Here is a 1,403-nt window from a genome sequence, read left to right as displayed (position 1 = left end):
GGATTGGCGAAGCGTGCTTCAGGAGAGGTCCTTTCTCTCGCCGGAACCCATCCGCGCCTGGTAGAGGGCTGCCGATGGCCGGAAACGCAGCGGTATTTGTCGTTTAGTCCTGCGTCGATCTGAATTAAATATGCCTATGAGAAGGCTTCGATGGCGATCCTTAAGTGCGAATATAATAATATTTGACCCTATTTGAAATACTCATAAGCCTATAGCAAAGTAATTGAGACTTACATCAAGGAAATTGCCGTTCGCTCTACATAATTTTCTTGTCAGGAGTGCCGTATTGACTTTTGAGAACGAAAACCTGACGCGGTGGCGAAGCTTGGGAGCAGCTGGGCGGCTTTGGCCTGTCGCACCCCGGATCGACACACGCATGGGAGGTCCGTTGCTCGTAATTGCCGTGACGGTGCTGGCGGCGGCGATCTTCATTTTCGATACCGCGACACAGGAGCCCTTGGCGATCGCCGTACTCTATGTCGTGGTCGTGTTTACGGCCGCGAATTCAGGCCAGAAACGCCTCGTCGTCCGCGCCTCCATCGCATGCGTGGCCCTGACCCTGCTCAGCTTTTTCCTGGTCCATAGTCGAGATCTGGCGGCCGGGCCCGCTGCTCGCTGTCTGATCAGCGTTTCGGCGATCATCGTCGCGGCCTTCCTCGCGCTACGCAATCTCAATGCGACCGCGCTTCTGCTTCAGCAGGCCCAGTTGCTCGATCAGACCCATGACAGCGTCATCGTGACGGACCTCCTGGGGCGCGTGACCTATTGGAACAAGGGGGCGACGACCCTGTATGGCTGGCCCGCCAGAGAGGCGGCCGGCGCCGTTGCACACGAATTGCTGCGCACGCGATTTCCAGTTTCCGACAGCGTTCTGGAAGTCGATCTCGCGGAACGAGGTTTCTGGGAAGGCGAACTCTTGCACGCCTCAAAGGACGGTCGATCGATCGCGACGGAGAGCCGGCTGTCACTTCTCCGCGACGATCGCGGCCAGCGCGTCGCCATCATCGCGACAGCAAACGACATCACGCGCAGAAAGCGGGCAGACCAGGGTCTGGCGCGCAGCGAGACACGCTATCGCAGTCTATTCCAGACGACGAGCCTCTCGATCCTCGAATGCGATGTCTCGGCTCTCCGCCTGCGCATCCTCCAGCTTGGACGCGGCCGTCCGGACGGCTTCAAAGCCTATTTGCGGACCCATCCCGAATTCGTTCACGAGGCCGTCAATCTGACGCGCGTGCGCGACGTGAATGACGCGGCGGTCCGTACGTTGGCCGCCAAGGGGAAAGACGAACTGATCGGCTCACTCGCGCAAATCCTGCCGGTGGAAAGCGTTGATGTCTTTGCACAGGCGATGACAGCTGCCGTCGAAAAACAATCGAATTTCGAAGCCGAGGTAAGCCCTG

1 protein-coding gene is annotated in these 1,403 nt (G+C 58.6%); it reads left to right on the top strand.

The window, feature by feature from the left end; translation table 11 throughout:
- Positions 1-388 precede the first annotated feature (388 nt).
- The coding region (locus AB4Y99_RS27605; protein ID WP_441525597.1) for a PAS domain-containing protein at positions 389-1,403 on the top strand (1,015 nt) is incomplete at its 3' end.

The organism is Allobosea sp. TAB14, from assembly GCF_052113865.1.
Classification (GTDB): Bacteria; Pseudomonadota; Alphaproteobacteria; order Rhizobiales; family Beijerinckiaceae; genus Allobosea; species Allobosea spartocytisi.
The sequence above is the reverse complement of the archived record's forward strand: the minus strand, read 5'-3'. Positions and strand labels throughout refer to the sequence as shown.